At 66.2% G+C, this 15,380-nt stretch carries 12 protein-coding genes; 9 read left to right on the top strand and 3 right to left on the bottom strand.

Annotated elements, in window-relative coordinates; genetic code table 11:
- Nucleotide 1 precedes the first annotated feature (1 nt).
- Nucleotides 2-1,192 carry an acyl-CoA dehydrogenase family protein gene (locus E5K04_RS12920; protein WP_136554772.1) on the bottom strand — a complete coding sequence of 397 codons (1,191 nt, stop codon included), beginning with the start codon at nucleotides 1,190-1,192 and terminating at the stop codon, nucleotides 2-4.
- A 209-nt stretch (nucleotides 1,193-1,401) separates the two neighbouring features.
- On the opposite strand from E5K04_RS12920, the gene E5K04_RS12915 reads away from it, so the two are divergent.
- The 9 genes from E5K04_RS12915 to E5K04_RS12875 all read left to right on the top strand — a co-directional run bounded on the left by E5K04_RS12915 (nucleotide 1,402) and on the right by E5K04_RS12875 (nucleotide 12,828).
- Nucleotides 1,402-3,105 (top strand): DUF1302 domain-containing protein, encoded by a 1,704-nt coding sequence (locus tag E5K04_RS12915; RefSeq protein WP_136554770.1) that lies wholly within the window; start codon nucleotides 1,402-1,404, stop codon nucleotides 3,103-3,105.
- A 30-nt stretch (nucleotides 3,106-3,135) separates the two neighbouring features.
- Nucleotides 3,136-4,509 carry a DUF1329 domain-containing protein gene (locus tag E5K04_RS12910; RefSeq protein WP_136554768.1) on the top strand — a complete coding sequence of 458 codons (1,374 nt, stop codon included), beginning with the start codon at nucleotides 3,136-3,138 and terminating at the stop codon, nucleotides 4,507-4,509.
- A 64-nt stretch (nucleotides 4,510-4,573) separates the two neighbouring features.
- Entirely contained in the window at nucleotides 4,574-5,353 is a 780-nt protein-coding gene (locus E5K04_RS12905) for an SDR family NAD(P)-dependent oxidoreductase (protein ID WP_136554766.1), read from the top strand.
- A 130-nt stretch (nucleotides 5,354-5,483) separates the two neighbouring features.
- Nucleotides 5,484-6,269: an SDR family oxidoreductase gene (locus E5K04_RS12900; protein ID WP_136554764.1), complete on the top strand. Its 786-nt coding sequence runs from the start codon at nucleotides 5,484-5,486 to the stop codon at nucleotides 6,267-6,269.
- A 3-nt stretch (nucleotides 6,270-6,272) separates the two neighbouring features.
- A complete protein-coding gene (locus E5K04_RS12895; protein ID WP_136554762.1) occupies nucleotides 6,273-6,731 on the top strand; it encodes a MaoC family dehydratase in 459 nt (152 codons plus the stop codon).
- Nucleotides 6,732-6,743: 12 nt separating this feature from the next.
- Nucleotides 6,744-7,949, top strand: a complete 1,206-nt coding sequence (locus tag E5K04_RS12890) for an acetyl-CoA C-acyltransferase (RefSeq protein WP_136554755.1) — start codon at nucleotides 6,744-6,746, stop codon at nucleotides 7,947-7,949.
- 188 nt (nucleotides 7,950-8,137) lie between these two features.
- On the top strand, nucleotides 8,138-9,091 hold the full coding sequence (locus E5K04_RS12885; protein ID WP_136554753.1) for a WD40/YVTN/BNR-like repeat-containing protein: 954 nt from the start codon (nucleotides 8,138-8,140) through the stop codon (nucleotides 9,089-9,091).
- Nucleotide 9,092: 1 nt separating this feature from the next.
- The gene (locus tag E5K04_RS12880; RefSeq protein ID WP_136554751.1) at nucleotides 9,093-11,489 is read left to right on the top strand and encodes an efflux RND transporter permease subunit; all 2,397 of its coding nucleotides are present in this window, start codon (nucleotides 9,093-9,095) and stop codon (nucleotides 11,487-11,489) included.
- 169 nt (nucleotides 11,490-11,658) lie between these two features.
- Nucleotides 11,659-12,828, top strand: coding sequence for a helix-turn-helix transcriptional regulator (locus E5K04_RS12875; protein WP_136554748.1), 1,170 nt, complete (start codon nucleotides 11,659-11,661; stop codon nucleotides 12,826-12,828).
- A gap of 62 nt (nucleotides 12,829-12,890) precedes the next feature.
- On the opposite strand, the gene E5K04_RS12870 is transcribed toward E5K04_RS12875, so the two are convergent.
- A complete protein-coding gene (locus tag E5K04_RS12870; protein ID WP_136554745.1) occupies nucleotides 12,891-13,730 on the bottom strand; it encodes an SDR family NAD(P)-dependent oxidoreductase in 840 nt (279 codons plus the stop codon).
- Nucleotides 13,727-15,160 carry a coniferyl aldehyde dehydrogenase gene (locus E5K04_RS12865; protein WP_136554743.1) on the bottom strand — a complete coding sequence of 478 codons (1,434 nt, stop codon included), beginning with the start codon at nucleotides 15,158-15,160 and terminating at the stop codon, nucleotides 13,727-13,729. Before E5K04_RS12865 ends, E5K04_RS12870 begins: the two co-directional genes overlap by 4 nt.
- Nucleotides 15,161-15,380: the final 220 nt, after the last annotated feature.

The following is a 15,380-nucleotide window of genomic DNA, read 5'->3' as shown; positions in this document are numbered from 1 at the left end:
TTCAGCCTCCGCTGTCGGGCAGGCCCAGCACGCGGCGGGCGAGGATGTTGAGCTGGATCTCGGAGGTGCCGCCGGCGACCGTGTAGGTGTAGGCGTTCAGCCACTGGCGGGCGAGCTTGAGCAGCTCTTCGCTGTAGCCTTCGCCCTCCCAACCCAGCGCGTCGGTGCCGGCGAGCGCCGTCAGCGTGCGGTAGCGGGTCTTGTTCTGTTCGCTATGCACATATTTGAAGGTCGCCACCAGCGCCGAGACATCCTGCCCGGCGCCGCCCGCCTCGTGGGTGCGCTCGAGCGTCAGCTTGTACGCGTGTTCGTCCATCGCGCACGCCGCGACGCGGTCGGCAAGTGCCGCGCGGCTGTCCGGGTCGGCCTCGGCGACCAGACGGCGGGCGAGGTCGAGAAAGTCGACGCCCGGCACGTTGTTGTCGCCGAACTTGCTCATCGCGCGGCGCTCGTGGGCGAGCAGCGCCTTGGCGAGCATCCAGCCATCGCCCTCGGCGCCGACCAGGTTGGCCACCGGTACGCGTACGTTGTCGAAGAACACCTGGCAGAAGTGCGACTTGCCGCTGATCAGCTCAATCGGGCGGGTGCTGACCCCCGCGCTTGCCATGTCGATCAAGAGCATGCTGATGCCCGCGTGCTTGCCGGCGGACATGTCGGTGCGCACCAGCGCGTACATCCAGTCGCTGCGGTCGGCGTAGGAGGTCCAGATCTTCGAGCCGTTGACGACGTAGTGGTCGCCGTCGCGCTCGGCGCGGCAGGACAGGCCCGCCAGGTCCGAACCCGCGCCGGGTTCGGAGAAGCCCTGGCACCAGGCCACCTCGCCGCGCGCCATGCCCGGCAGGTGGCGTGCCTTCTGCTCGTCGCTACCGAATTCGAGCAGCACCGGCCCGATCATCCAGATGCCGAGGTTGAACATCGGCGCGCGGCATTTCAGACGGGAAAGTTCTGTTTCCAGTACCCGCGTTTGGCGCGCGTCAAGCCCGCCGCCACCGTATTCGCGCGGCCAGTCCGGCGCGAACCAGCCCTGCTCGCGCATGCGCTCGAACCACAGCCGCTGGTCGGGGTTGGAAAAGGTGAGGCGGCTGCCGGCGAGCACCATCTCGCCTTCGGGCGGCGGCGTGCGCATCGACGGCGGGCAGTTTGCCTCCAGCCATGCGCGCACCGACGCCTTGAAATCTTTGATTTCTTTCAAGGTTTATCTCCTCCTGCTTGTCGCTTGCCCCGATTGTTGTGTGGGTCCCGGGCTTGGACATCGCCCGAACAGACTAACGCGATTCATGTATTTTGAGTAATTGCTCTGCGTAGTCTTTCCGGACGATGTAGTGCCTTTCGTTACTGCGCAGATTGTCGGACAAGGGCGAACCGTCGGCGGATGGGCCCGGACAACGAGAGGAGAACCATATGCAGGGAACGCAACACAATGGAGGGCGTCGTCGCTGGGTGCCCCGGCTGCTGCCGCTGTCGCTGGTGCTGATCGGCAGCGCGGCGTGGGCCGGCGATGCTATCGAATTCGACAATGGTGCCAAGATCGACTGGTCGGCGACCGTGTCGTACGGCGTAGGTGTCAGGGTGAAAGACGCGTCCGACAAGCTGCTCGCCGGCCCGCTGGCCACCAGCAACCCGCGTGCGATCAACCTGGACGACGGCAACCGCAACTTCGGCAAGGGCGACCTCACCACCAACCGGGTCGGCCTGAACGCCGAGATGCACCTGCAAAAAGATACGATGGGCATGCTGCTGCGCGGCACTGCCTTCTACGACGACGTTTACCACAAGCGTAACGACAACGACTCGCGGCAGACGGTCAACAAATTCGGCGCGCCCAACGAATTTACCGACGGCACCAAGTTCTACTCGGGCGGCCGCGCCAAGCTGCTGGACGCCTACCTGTACGACAGCTGGAACCTTGGCGGCGACAAGGTGCTGTCGGCCAAGCTGGGCAACCAGGTGGTGGCCTGGGGCGAGAGCCTGTTCTACGGCAACGCCTCAGCCGCGCAGGTGCCGTTTGACTCGGTCAAGGGCCTGTCGCCGGGGACCGAGGTGAAGGAAATCCTGCTGCCGGTACCGCAGGTGTCGGCGATGCTGGAGCTTACGCCGCGCTTCAGCGTGATGGGCTACTACCAGTTCCAGTGGAAGGGCACCGAGTTGCCGCCGGTGGGCTCCTACCTGTCGAATACCGATGTGCTGGGACCTGGAGCGGAAGTGCTGCGCTTGGCTTTTGGGGACTTGGGTCAGTTGCCTGCCGCAGCAATCAGCCGCTATGGAGAGAAGGAAAAGCCCAAAAACAGCGGACAGTTCGGGGTCGGTGCACGTTGGGGTGTCAGTGAAGAGACCGAGTTATCCGCTTACTACCTGCAATATCACGACAAGAACCCGAACCTGAGGATGAACTGGACGTTGTCGTCTAGTTTCCGGCCCCAGGCGCTGACTTACGACGAAATTTATTTCGAAAACATTAAGCTGCTGGGAACTGCGCTCTCGACTCGCATTGGGGAGACCCAGGTTGGTGCAGAGCTGACCTACCGCGACGGTGTGCCGATGCTGGTCAATACCCCGCTGGGGCCGACGGCTGCTAAGGGCAAGGCGACGCAGGCGCAGGTCTCGTTCATTCGGGTGCTGGGTCACCGGCCGTGGGCGAGCGCGACGACGCTGCTTGGTGAAGTGGTGTGGACGCGTGGTATCAGTGTTGATGCGACATCTGGAGCACCAGCTTTAGCTAACGCTCCATTCAGTTCCCTGAAGGCCCTGTCTAATCTAAGTGACCAGTTCGTTTATGAAACCAGCAACGCCAAGGGGCAGGTCACCGGCGAGCGCGACAAGAACGGCTACGGGCTGACGCTGGGGATGGATCTCTCCTATCCGGGCGTCGTGCCGGGCTGGGACCTGAAGGTGCCGCTGCGTGCCGTATGGGTGCAGGGCATGTCGCCGATCTCGACGCTTTCTGATGCTGACGGTGACTTCCGCTACTCGGTGGGCATGGAGTGGAAGTACCTGGGCAACCTCGAACTCGGCCTCTCCTACGTCGGTTATACCCGTCCGGACCCGGTCTACCGCAAGTTGGGCGACCGCGACTACGTGTCGGGCTACGCCAAGTACAGCTTCTGACCTTGACCTGACAAGCAAAGGAATTCCGTCATGAAACAACACGCAATGCGTATCGCCGTCACCGGCGCCCTGACCCTGTTCGCGACCCAGGCGATGGCCGCGGCATCCCCTACCGAAGTGGCGCGCCTGGGCAAGGACCTTACCTGCGTCGGCGCCGAGAAGGCCGGCAACGCCGACGGCTCGATCCCGGCGTTCGCCGGCAAGTGGGTCGGCGCACAGGCGAACCCGGGCTGGAAAATGAACGCCGGTAGCCACGCTTCCGATGTCTACGCGAACGAGAAGCCGCTGTTCGTGATCACCGCCGCCAATATGGACCAGTACGCGGCCCGGCTTAGCGATGGCCAGAAGGCTCTGCTGAAAAAGTATCCGGACAGCTACAAGATGCCGGTCTACCCCAGCCACCGCGACTTCCGTTACCCGGATTACGTGTGTGACACCGCGCTGGAAAACGCGAAGAGCGCCAAGGTGACCGACGGCGGCATGGGGGTCGACGCGACCACCGGGGCGGTGCCGTTCCCGATCCCGAAAAGTGGCACCGAGGCGCTGTGGAACATGTTGCTGCCACACCGCCCGTTCAGCGTGAACACCGTACGCGACAACGCGACGGTCACCAGCAACGGCATCATCTGGGGCCGCCTCAAATCGGTCGGTCTGACCCCGGCGTACGACCCCAAGGTGCGCAGCAAGACCAGCGAAGGCGTGTACTCCTACTACATGACCTCTGCTCTGCTGCCTGAGCGCGAAAAGGGCGGGGTCACCGTGTCGCACGAGCCGTACAACTTCGCGAAGAACTACCGTCTGGCGTGGCGTTACGACCCGGGTACCCGCCGTGTGCGCCAGGTGCCGGGTTACGGCTTCGACCAGCCGACCAGCGGGGTCGGCGGCAGCATGGTGATCGACGAGGACCGCCTGTTTAACGGCTCCCCCGAGCGTTACGACTGGAAACTGCTGGGCAAGCGCGAGGTCTACGTGCCGTACAACGCCTACCGCGTCGCCAGCCCCAAGCTCAAGTACAAGGACCTGCTGACGCCCAAGCACCCGAATACGGAGCCGATGCGTTACGAGTTGCATCGCGTGTGGGTGCTTGAGGGCAAGCTCAAGCCCGGCATGCGCCACCTGTACTCCAAGCGCGTGATGTACCTCGACGAGGATAGCTGGCACGGCCTGTACTCCGACCAGTACGACGGTCAGGGCAAGCTGTGGCGCGCGGCGGTCGCGCACCACTACTACTCGCCGGACTTCAGCGGGCAGTTCAACTCGACGACCTTCTACCACGACCTCAACTCGGGTTCCTACGTCGCCTACGGTATGCTCAACGAACAGCCGAAGTCCGACGTGCTGAACGCCAGCGGTCTCAAGCCGGAAGACTTCACCGCCGACACCGCGCGCCGAGCCGGTAAGTAAGCACATCGCAGTGTCAGGCCCGGCGACGCCGGGCCTTTTGCTTTCGTTCCAAAGGAGCTCCGACATGCAGCAAAAACTGATCGACCGCTTTTCGCTTTCGGGTGAGGTCGCGCTCATCACCGGCGCCGGGCGCGGCATCGGCCGCGCGATCGCGCTGGCGTACGCCGAGGCGGGTGCCGACGTCGTCTGCGCGGCGCGAAGCCCGGACGAGATCGAGGAGACCGCGCGTCTTGCGCGCGAGCATGGCGTGCGTGCGCTGGCACTCACCTGCGACGTCAACGACGAGGCGGCACTCGCGCGCCTGGTGGACACCACACGCGAGGCGATGGGCAAGCTGACCCTGCTCGTCAACAACGCGGGCGGCGCCGCGCCGAACAAGATGCTCAAGACTTCGGCCGACGCGTTCGATACGGCGATGCATTTCAACGTGACGAGCGCATTCCGTTTGTCCGCGTTGGTGGCCCCGCACATGCAGGCGGCCGGCCACGGCGCCATCGTCAACATCACTTCGGGCGCGGCGCGTTACGCGCAAAAGCACTTCACCGTATACGGCGCGGCCAAGGCCGCGCTGACCCAGCTCACCCGGCTGATGGCGCAGGACCTGGCGCCGCTGATTCGTGTCAACGCAATCGCGCCGGGGCCGATCGCGACCGACGCGCTGGAGAAGTTTCTCGACGAGACCGCGCGCGGCAAGATGATCGCCGGAACGCCCCTAGCCCGGCTGGGGACAGTCGAGGACATTGCCGCCGCCGCGCTCTACCTGGCAAGCCCGGCCGCCAGCTGGGTGACCGGCAAGGTGATCGAGGTGGATGGCGGCGCCGAGTCGTCTGTCTGGCCGTTTTGAAGGTGTTTGCGCAATCGCCAAAGGCCGGGCTTGTCCCGGCCTTTTTGCTTGCCGAGGCTGGTCCGTTTGCACGATGCCGCGCGCACCTGCCTGGCGCAGGATGGGTCTGTCCAAACAACGGAGTTTCGTGATGAACGCAGCCCCCAACTATCCGGCCGCCTGCGGCCTTATCAAGGGAAAGTCCGTCCTGATCACCGCCGCGGCCGGCGCCGGCATCGGCTTTGCCGCTGCGCGGCGCGCGGCCGAGGAGGGCGCGCGTGCGCTGATGCTCTCTGACGTGCACGAAAAGCGTCTCGAGGACGCGGTCGAGACGCTGAAGGCCGAGACCGGCCTTGCGGCCATCTATGGCCAGTTGTGCGACGTGAGCGACGAAACCCAGGTGCAGGCGCTGGTCGACGCCGCCGAGCAGAAGCTTGGTGGCGTCGACGTGCTGATCAACAACGCGGGGCTGGGCACCAGTTGCCGCGTGGTCGACATGGACGACGCCACCTGGCAGCGCGTGCTCGACATCACGCTGACCGGCACCTTCCGCATGACGCGCGCGATGCTGCGGGCGATGCAGCCGCGCGGCCATGGTGTGATCGTCAACAACGCGTCGGTACTCGGCTGGCGCGCGCAGAAGGAGCAGGCGCATTACGCGGCGGCCAAGGCCGGCGTGATGGCGCTGACCCGCTGCTCGGCGCTGGAGGCAGCCGAATACGGCGTTCGCATCAACGCGGTGGCACCGTCGATCGCAATTCACGCCTTTTTGAAGAAGTCCGCGCCGCAGGCGTTGCTCGACTCGCTCTCCGCGCAGGAAGCGTTCGGTCGCGGCGCCGAGCCGTGGGAGGTCGCCAACGTGATGATGTTCCTCGCCAGCGACTACTCGAGCTACATGACCGGCGAAGTGGTGTCGGTCAGCGCGCAGCGGGCCTGAGCCATGGCGAACGTCGTGTTTGACTCGAAAGAAGCGCTGCTGGCCGCCACCGGCCAGCCGCTGGGTGTGACCAGGTGGCTGGAAGTCACCCAGCAGCGCATCGACCTGTTCGCCGAGGCGACCGGGGATCACCAGTGGATCCACGTCGATCCGGTACGCGCCAAGGATGGGCCGTTCGGCACCACCATCGCGCACGGCTATCTGACGCTGTCGTTGGCGAGCTGCTTTTTGCCGCAGCTGATCGAGATCCGCAACATGAAGATGGGCGTTAACGTCGGCTGCGACCGGGTGCGCTTTCCGGCCCCGGTGCCGGTCGGTTCGCGCCTGCGCGGCCGCGGCGAGGTGTTGAAGGTCGAGGAGGCGGGCGGCGGCGTGCAATCGACCGTGCGCGTGACCATCGAGATCGACGGACAGGACAAGCCCGCCTGCGTCGTCGACAAGATCAGCCGTTACTTTTTCTAGCAGGAGCAGAACATGCAGGAAGCCGTCATCGTATCCACCGCCCGCACCGCGATCGGCAAGGCCTACCGCGGCGCGTTCAACGACACCGAGGCGCCGGTGCTCGCCGGCCACGTTATCCGCGCCGCCGTCGAACGCGCCGGCGTCGCACCCGCCGAGGTCGACGACGTGATCATGGGCTGCGCCGCGCAGCAGGGTACGCAGGGTTACACCATCGGCCGGCTCGCATCCTATGTGGCGGGCTTGCCCGACACCGTGCCGGGCATGGCGCTCGACCGCATGTGCGCGTCTGGCTTGATCGCGATCGCCAACGCCGCCAAGGACATCATGGTCGGCGAGCGGGACATCCTGGTTGCCGGTGGCGTCGAGTCGATCTCGCTGGTGCAGAACAAGCACAAGAACGCCTACCGCGCGCAGTCGCAGGCTGCGATCGCCGCGTACCCGGCCGCGTATATCCCGATGATCGAGACTGCCGAGCTGGTGTCGCAACGTTACGGCGTCAGCCGCGCGGCGCAGGACGCGTACGCGCTTCAAAGCCAGCAAAGGCTGGCTGCGGCGCAGGCGCGCGGCCTGTTTGATGAAGAGATCGTGCCGATCAGCGTCGACAAGCAGCTGTTCGACAAGGAAGGCAACCCGACCGAGAAGCAGCGGGTGACGCTCGCGCGCGACGAGGGTGCGCGCGCCGACACCAGCGCCGAGAGCCTGGCCGCCCTGAAACCGGTGTTCTCCGGCGGGCGCTGGGTTACTCAGGGCGAGTTCATCACCGCCGGCAACGCCTCGCAGCTGTCCGACGGCGCGTCGGCCGCGGTGCTGATGTCGCGCGACGCCGCGAGCGAGCGCGGGCTGGAAGCGCTGGGCGTGTACCGGGGGCTGACGGTGGCCGGCTGCCGTGCCGACGAGATGGGGATCGGGCCGCTCTACGCGATCCCCAAACTGTTGGCCAGGCACAACCTCAAGGTGTCCGACGTCGGCCTGTGGGAAATCAACGAGGCGTTCGCCTGTCAGGTGCTGCACTGCCGCGACCAGCTTGGCATCCCTGACGCGCGGCTGAACGTCAACGGCGGTGCGATCGCCATCGGCCACCCGTTCGGGATGTCCGGCGCACGGCTGGTGGGTACCGCATTGCTGGAGGCGCGCCGTCGTGGCGAGCGTTTCGTGGTGGTGTCGATGTGCGTCGGTGGCGGCATGGGCGCGGCCGCGCTGTTCGAGACGCAAGCCTAGCCGGTTGTACTGGCTAGGCACTGGGCACCCGCCTGGCGGGTGCCCTTTTGCTTTTGCGGTGCAGCAAAGGGGCTCACCTGTTTGGACGATGTAGGGGGTAGCCGCACTGGCCATGCTTGCAACACAAATGAGAACCCTGAGGAGATCCCGATGCCTGCCATGACCCACGACCTGTATCCGGAGCCGACATGCGTACGCTCGTAGGGCTCGCTGTCTCGGCCGCGGTCGCTGCCGCTTCGGTGTACGCGTTTTCGCCCAGGCCTTACCCCGAGCAGGCGCCGACCCAGGTGCGCACCGACAGCATGCGCATTAACGACCTCACCACCACCGGCAACCGGCTGGTCGCCGTCGGTGACCTGGGCTCGGTGTTCTACAGCAACGACGGCGGGGTGAGTTGGCAGGGTGCCGCGCTCGACCGTCCGTTCGACGTCGCGCTGACCGACGTGCATTTCCGCGACGCCGCGCACGGCTGGGCCAGCGGTGGCGACGGGCGGGTGCTGGCGACGCGCGACGGCGGCCTGTCCTGGACCACGCTACGCGTGGAAAAAGACGTGTCCGAGCCGCTGATGGGGGTTTGGGCGTCGCCGGAAGGCACCCTGTTCGCCTACGGCAGCTACGGACGTTTTCTCGCGTCGAGCGACGGCGGAAAGACCTGGCAGCAGCGTGATATTGGCGTCGAGGATTTTCACGTCAACGGGGTAGAAGGCAATAGCGACGGCCGCGCGATGCTGGTCGGCGAGCAGGGCATGGCGCTCAAGAGCGCCGACGGTGGCAAAAGCTGGCAGAAACTCGCGTCGTTCTACCACGGCTCGCTGTTCGGCGTGGCAAGGCTTACCGCCGACACCTGGCTGGCCTACGGCCTGCGAGGCAACGCTTACCTGACACGCGACTTTGGCGCCAGCTGGCAAAAGCTGTCCGTACCGATGCCGGTCTCGCTGTTCGGTCACGCCCGCACGGCCGACGGCCGCCTGCTCGTGGCAGGCCAGGGCGGCAGCGTGTTCGAGCTGGACGCAGCCAGTGCCGGGCTGCGCCTGCTCAAGCGTACCGGGCCGCTCGCGCTGACCGGCGTTGCCATGTCCGGTGGCGCCCTAGTGGTGGCCGGCGAGACCGGTCTTAAGCGCATCGCGCAAGAGGAACAATAAGATGAGCCAGAACCATGACAGCCGCCTGCGCCGTTTCGTCGACGGCGTGGCCGAGCGGCTGATCCGCCACCGCAACACCCTGCTGATCCTGTTCTCTGCGATCACCCTCGCGCTGGCGTGGGGTGCGAGCCAGGCGCGGCTCGATCCCGGCTTCAACAAGCTGATCCCGTTGTCGCACCCGTACATGAAGACGCTGACCGACTACGCGAACGTGTTCTCGGGTGCCAACCGCATCCTTGTCAACGTGCGGGTGAAGGGCGGCGGCGACATTTACCAGAAGCCGTTCATGGACACCCTGCGCGGGGTGACCGACGAAGTGTTCTTCATCCCCGGGGTCAACCGCACCCGGGTGTCGTCGCTGTTCACGCCTTCGGTACGCTACACCGAGGTGACCGAGGAGGGCTTTGTCAGCGACGTGGTGGTGCCGGCGCGCTTCTCCGCCCAACCTGACGAGCTGGCTGTAGTGCAGCGCAACGTTGCTCGTTCCGGCACCATCGGCCGCCTGGTCGCCAACGATCAGAAAGGTGCGCTGGTGCAGGCCGACCTGCAGGAAATCAACCCGGAGACCGGCTTGCCGGTCGATTACGCCGAGATCGCCGGCAAACTCGAGGACATCCGCGCCAAGTACTCCAGCGACGACATCGAGATCAATATCGTCGGTTTCGCCAAGGTAGTCGGCGACGTGCAGGCGGCATTGGGCCAGGTCTTCATGTTCTTTGGCATCGCCTTCGCGATCACCGCGGTGCTGCTGTTCGGGTACAGCCGCTCGCTCAAGCTGACCGTCGTTGCGCTGTTGGTCGCCTTGCTGCCGGTGGTGTGGCTGGTCGGCCTGCTGCCGGCGTTCGGCCTGGGGATCGACCCGATGTCCATCCTGGTGCCCTTCCTGATCTTCTCGATCGGCGTGTCGCACGCGGTGCAGATGACCAACGCGTGGAAGCAGGAGGTGCTCGCCGGGCGGACGTCGCGCGAGGCGGCCATCGCCGCCTTTCGCAAGCTGTTCATCCCGGGCGCGGTCGCGCTGTTGACCAACGCGCTGGGTTTTATGGTCATCATGATGATCGACATCCAGATCGTGCGCGAACTGGGCATCACCGCCTGTTTGGGCGTGACGCTGATGATCCTCACCAACAAGGTGTTCCTGCCCATCGTGCTGTCCTTCCTCAAGCTTGAGGCGGGCGCCCGTGCCGCGAGCGACGCCGAAGCGCGTCACCCCCTGTGGTGGAAGATCTCGGCGTTTGCGACGCCTACGCCGGCACTCTTCGCGATTGTCGCGTCGCTGGCGGTGCTCGGCTGGGGCACGCTGGAGTCACGCAAACTCGAGGTCGGCGACATCGGCAGCGGGGTGCCCGAGTTGCGCGCCGAGTCGCGCTACAACCAGGACCACAACCGCATCGTGTCGACCTATTCGATCGGGATGGATGTGCTGACCGCAGTGGTCGAGAGCAAGACCGGTGCCGAGGGCGGCGAGTGCCTGTCGCCGGCGCTGATGCAGGCGGTCAACCGCTTCGAACACCGCATGAAAGGGGTCGCTGGCGTGCAGTCGGTGGTCAGCCTGCCCTCGGCCGCCAAGTTCACCATCGCCGGTCAGAATGAAGGCAACCCGCGCTGGGCGTTCATCCCGTCGACCGGCGACAGCCTGCGTCAGGGGGCGCGCGCGATGGACCCGCAGATGGGGCTGACCGTCGACGGTTGCGGCGCCATGCAGGTGCTGGTCTACCTGCAGGACCACAAGGGCGCGACGCTCGCGCATGTCGGCAACGAGATGAAGCGCTTGATCGCGGCCGACCACACGCCGGGCGTCACCTTCCGCATGGCCGGCGGCAGCGCCGGCGTCGCGCTGGCGACCAACGAGGCGGTCGAGCACGCCGAGGTGACCATGCTGCTGGCGATCTTCGGCGCGATCACCCTGCTGTGCCTGCTGACCTTCCGCTCGTGGCGCGCGGTGCTGTGCATCATCGTGCCGCTCGCGCTGGTGTCCATCCTGTGTAATGCGCTGATGGCACGCCTCGGGATAGGCCTGAAGGTGTCGACGCTGCCGGTGATCGCGCTGGGTGTCGGCGTGGGGGTCGACTACGGCATCTATCTCTTCGAGCGAATCGAGCACGAGATGCGATTGCGCGGGCTGCCGCTGCGCGAAGCGTACTACGAGGCCTTGCGCCAGCGCGGCACCGCGGCAGTGTTCACCGCGCTGACCATGGCGCTGTCGGTCGGCACCTGGGCGTTCTCCTCGCTGAAGTTCCAGGCCGACATGGGCGTGCTGCTCGCGTTCATGTTCTTCGTCAACGTGCTGGGTGCGATCACGCTGGCGCCGGCGCTCGCCTGCTGGCTGAACCTGTCGGTCTGGCAGCGCCAGGGCGAGCGCATCCTGCAAGGGGAGGCAAGCCGGCAGGCGGCCTGAGGCCAACGTTGACGCCAAGACTTACAAATGGCATAAATTGTCTGTCCGGCCGGCCACGCAGGTGGCCGGCCGTCACGGCCCGCCAGAGGTCGAGCAAGCCACAAAGGAGACAGCATGCCGCACCTTATCGCCCGGGCTTCGCCCGGTCTTGCCCGAATGGTCCGCGCCGATGACTGAAGCGCTCGCGACCCGCGTCAACCTTTCCGAGTTCAGCCACGCGCTGGGCACCCTCTACGAGACCGCGTACGAACCGTCGAACTGGCAGCGCGCGGTCGACACCCTGCGCGACATGTTCCGCGCGAACTTCGTCACCCTGATCGTCCGCCCCGAGAGCGACAGCGACGTTGGCAACATGATCACCGCCGGCAAGGTGTTCGAGTCGCGGCATGAAAAGCGCGTGCAGTACAACTACCCGAGCCCCTTCGTCGACCTCATCAGCGACCGGGTGTACACCATCGGCGACCTGATGGGCGAGAGCGAATGGCGCGCGTCGCCCTTTTACCAGCACTTTTGCGGCCCTTACGGCGTGTTCCACGTGATGGCGGCGGACATCCGCACGCTGGACGACGGCGAATTCAAGATCCGCGTCACCCGCGACGAGGAAGCCGACGCGTTCGACGAGACCGACCGCCAGTTGCTTACGCTGCTGTTGCCGCACCTCAAGCGCACGCTGAACCTGCAGACGCGCATGTACGCGAACGAGTCGGTCGGACTGCTCTACAGCGAGGCGGTGTCGCGGATGATGGTCGCAACCATCGTGCTCGACGAGAAGGCGCAGATCCTCGAGCAGAACCAGATCGCGCGCACGTTGCTCTCCGAGGGCGACGGGCTCAAGCGTACGCAGGGGCGGCTGGAGGCGGCCTACCCGGGCGACAACCGCGCCTTGCAGGCGCTGATCAAGGACAGCCTCGCGCGCTCGGCCGGCGAGAAGCCGGAGAGCGACCCGACCATCGCCGAGGCGCTGTCGCTGGCGCGCCCGTCCGGGCGGGTCAGCCTTGGCGTCGTCGTTAAAGCGGTACCGCCCAACGACTGGGTGTCCGGCCGCCAGCGCCCGGCGGCGATCGTCTATATCCGTGACGCCGAGCAGAAGAGCCAGGCGCCGCTCAAGGTCACGCAGAAGCTGTTCGGGCTGACCCAGGCCGAGTCGCAGCTGGCGGTGCACTTGGCCAACGGCCTGTCGCTGGAAGAAGCCGCCGAGGAGCTCGGCATCCGCCACAACACCGCGCGCGCCCACCTGCGCTCGATCTTCTCCAAGACCGGCGTGCGCCGGCAGACGGAGCTCGTACGCATCATGCTCAACAGCGTGAGCGCCTTGGGCCAGCCGGTCACAGGAAGCTGAAACTGTATTGGCTAATGCCACAAGGCCCCGCGCTACGCACGGGGCCTTGTGGTTGTCTGGGGTTACGCCAGCACGACTCGGCCGGCGTCGTCCAGCTGGTAGTCGGGCACCTGTACCGTGCGTTTTTGCAGCGCGCCGGCAGTGTCGTCTTCGGCCAGCATCAGGATCACCGCCGCCGGCAGCGCCGGGTCGGCCGCGCCGAGGCGGCGAGCGAGCTCGCCGTTGTCGCCTATGGTTGCCTTGAGCGCCTCGGTGGCGACGACGCCGGGGTTGACCGTGTACGCGCGCACCCCCGAACCCTGGTGTTCGGTGGCGATCACGCCGGCCATGCGCGAGAACGCACCCTTGCCGGCGCCGTACGCGTAGCCCCAGCCGCCCTTGGCCGCCGGAATCGGCGGGTCGGATTCGCCGGCGCCGGAGCTCACGTTGACGATCACGCCGGTGCCTTGCGAGAGCATCAGCTCGAGCGCGCGGCGGGTCAGCCGATAGGGGGCGCGCACGTAGCCGGTGAACACCCGCTGCCATTCATCGTCGTCGATGTCGAGAAAGGCCGCGTTAAGCGAGGCGCTCTGGTAGATCGCGTTGTTGACGAGCGCGTCGATACGGCCGAAGCGTGCGAGTACGGCGTCCAGCGCAGCGTCGACCGACGCGATGTCCAACAGGTCCATCGGCACGGCGAGCACTTCGCCGCCGATCTCTTCGATCACCTGCGCGGTCTCGGCGAGCGAGCCTGCGAGCGGCGCGCCGTCGCGTCCGGTAAGCGCATGCGCGTGGCGCTCGCCGGGGTTTTGCGTGCGAGCGGCAATGGCGACGCGCCAGCCTGCTCGGGCAAACGCAAGCGCGGTGGCGCGGCCGATGCCGCGGCTCGCGCCGGTGATGAGTACTACCGGGGCGGCGTTCATTGGCCCACCCACTTGCGGATCTTGTCGGTCAAATCGGCCGGATAGGGTGGCAGCGTGCCCATCTTCTGGCGCGGGTCGAACCAGCCGGCGCGGTAGACGGTGCGCAGGTGCGAGAACTCGTTGAAGCCTTCGCGGCCGTGGTAGCGGCCCATGCCGGACGCGCCGACGCCGCCGAACGGCGCGTCCTGCAGTGCAGCGTGCATCAGTACGTCGTTGACGGCGACCCCGCCGGAGAGGGTGTGGTCGAGCACGTAGCGTTCTTCGGCCTGGTCGTTGCCGAAGTAGTAGAGCGCGAGCGGGCGCGGGCGCGCGTTGATGTCGGCGACAACGTCCTTGACGTCGCGGTAGGTCAGCACGACCAGCGCCGGCCCGAAGATTTCTTCCTGCATGATCCTGAGGCCGGGCGATGGGTTGACCACCAGCGCCATCGGCAGGCGCCGGCTGCCGTCGGTGGGCGTGTCACCGGCCAATTCGATGCGGGTGCCGGCGGCGCGTGCCTCGTCGAGATAGCCCTTGATGCGCTCGAAGTGGCGCGCGTTGACGACCTGGGTGACGTCGGCGTTGCCTTCGATGGCCGGGAACTGGCGCTGGAAGGCTGCCTTTAGCGCTGCGACAAGCAGGTCGGCGCGCGCCTCGTCGACGTAGACCACGTCGGGCGTCACGCAGATCTGCCCGGAATTGCTCGCCTTGCCGACCGCCAGCCGTTCGGCGGCGCGCCCGATGTCGGCACTCTTGCCGACGATCACCGGCGACTTGCCGCCCAGCTCCAGTGTGACCGGTACCAGGTTCTCGCTGGCGTTCTGCATCACCTTCTTGCCGATGGCGGTCGACCCGGTGAACACCAGGTGGTCCAGCGGCAGGCGGGTGAGCGCGTCGGCCACCTCCGGCCCGCCTTCGACCACCGCGATTTCGTCCGGGCTGAAGAATTCGGCGATGCCGACGGCGAAGGCACGCGCGGTGCGCGGCGTGATCTCGGAGGGCTTGAGGATCGCGCGGTTGCCGGCGGCGAGCACGTAGGCGAGTGGGCTCGCCAGCGTGAACACCGGCGCGTTCCAGGTGCCGATGATGCCGACCACGCCCTTGGGCTCGTGGCGCAGCTCGGTCTTCTGGCCGAACAAGGAAAACGGGAACAGGCCGGCGCGCCGCTCGGTCTTCATCCAGCGCACGAGCGCCTTCTGGCAGTGCCTGGCCGACATCATCGGCGCGAGCACGTCGTTCATCATCGAGAAGCCCGGGTGGCGGCCGCCGAAGTCCTCGTCCTGCGCGCGGGCAAGCGCGTCGGCGTGTTTTTTGAGCATCGCCTCGAGGCGGGCGAGCCGGTCGCGGCGTGTCGCGGCGCTGACCGCGCCCTCGGCGGTGAAAACCGTGCGCTGCCTTTGCAGGATTTGCGCGAGCGGAGGGGTGGCCAGCTGGCCGACGTGCGCGTTCATGATGTTTGTCTCCCTTTTTGGTGTTCGCCGGCCTGAGCCTGTTCAGGGCACACGCTAGGGGGGCGAACACGCGCGGACATCGTCCGATCGGACGAAAGCCTGGCGTTTCTCAATGTCTAACGCATTGATGATCTGCAAACACTATCCCTTTTGATTGACTGTGGCTAGTCCTGGCGGACGATGCCGCGGACGCGTGCGCTCGTCAGCATCGTCGGTGCGG

Origin of the sequence: Crenobacter intestini, assembly GCF_004919095.1 — a bacterium.
GTDB classification, from domain to species: Bacteria; Pseudomonadota; Gammaproteobacteria; order Burkholderiales; family Chromobacteriaceae; genus Craterilacuibacter; species Craterilacuibacter intestini.
The sequence above is the reverse complement of the archived record's forward strand: the minus strand, read 5'-3'. Positions and strand labels throughout refer to the sequence as shown.

Bases quoted from the DNA above. Each gene is read 5' to 3' on its own strand.
- E5K04_RS12905 (WP_136554766.1), top strand. From the start codon at position 4,574: ATGCAGCAAAAACTGATCGACCGCTTTTCGCTTTCGGGTGAGGTCGCG.
- E5K04_RS12880 (WP_136554751.1), top strand. From the start codon at position 9,093: ATGAGCCAGAACCATGACAGCCGCCTGCGCCGTTTCGTCGACGGCGTG.
- E5K04_RS12885 (WP_136554753.1), top strand. From the start codon at position 8,138: ATGCGTACGCTCGTAGGGCTCGCTGTCTCGGCCGCGGTCGCTGCCGCT.
- E5K04_RS12870 (WP_136554745.1), bottom strand. From the start codon at position 13,730: ATGAACGCCGCCCCGGTAGTACTCATCACCGGCGCGAGCCGCGGCATC.
- E5K04_RS12910 (WP_136554768.1), top strand. From the start codon at position 3,136: ATGAAACAACACGCAATGCGTATCGCCGTCACCGGCGCCCTGACCCTG.
- E5K04_RS12895 (WP_136554762.1), top strand. From the start codon at position 6,273: ATGGCGAACGTCGTGTTTGACTCGAAAGAAGCGCTGCTGGCCGCCACC.
- E5K04_RS12890 (WP_136554755.1), top strand. From the start codon at position 6,744: ATGCAGGAAGCCGTCATCGTATCCACCGCCCGCACCGCGATCGGCAAG.
- E5K04_RS12915 (WP_136554770.1), top strand. From the start codon at position 1,402: ATGCAGGGAACGCAACACAATGGAGGGCGTCGTCGCTGGGTGCCCCGG.
- E5K04_RS12875 (WP_136554748.1), top strand. From the start codon at position 11,659: ATGACTGAAGCGCTCGCGACCCGCGTCAACCTTTCCGAGTTCAGCCAC.
- E5K04_RS12865 (WP_136554743.1), bottom strand. From the start codon at position 15,160: ATGAACGCGCACGTCGGCCAGCTGGCCACCCCTCCGCTCGCGCAAATC.
- E5K04_RS12900 (WP_136554764.1), top strand. From the start codon at position 5,484: ATGAACGCAGCCCCCAACTATCCGGCCGCCTGCGGCCTTATCAAGGGA.